1 protein-coding gene is annotated in these 222 nt (G+C 50.0%); it reads right to left on the bottom strand.

What is annotated here, in order from left to right; genetic code table 11:
• On the bottom strand, positions 1 to 222 hold a 222-nt coding region (locus AB4232_RS22760), incomplete at both ends, for a hypothetical protein (RefSeq protein ID WP_372088133.1).

The following is a 222-nucleotide window of genomic DNA, read 5'->3' as shown; positions in this document are numbered from 1 at the left end:
GATAGCTGCAGCAACAGCATCTTTCTTAGCGTCGCTAGAGTTTTCAACCGGAGCTTCAGAAGCAGATTCCGCTTGCTGAGCTTTCTTTGCTTTAGCGCGAGCAATAGCGGCAGCAACAGCATCTTTCTTAGCGTTACCTGATTTTTCAACCGGAGCGTCAGAAGCCGATTCCGCTTGTTGAGCTTTCTTCGCTTTAGCACGAGCGATAGCTGCAGCAACAGC

Origin of the sequence: Vibrio sp. 10N.286.46.A8 (assembly GCF_041470165.1) — a bacterium.
Taxonomy (GTDB): domain Bacteria; phylum Pseudomonadota; class Gammaproteobacteria; order Enterobacterales; family Vibrionaceae; genus Vibrio; species Vibrio tasmaniensis_A.
This window is presented reverse-complemented; position numbering and strand designations above follow the sequence as displayed.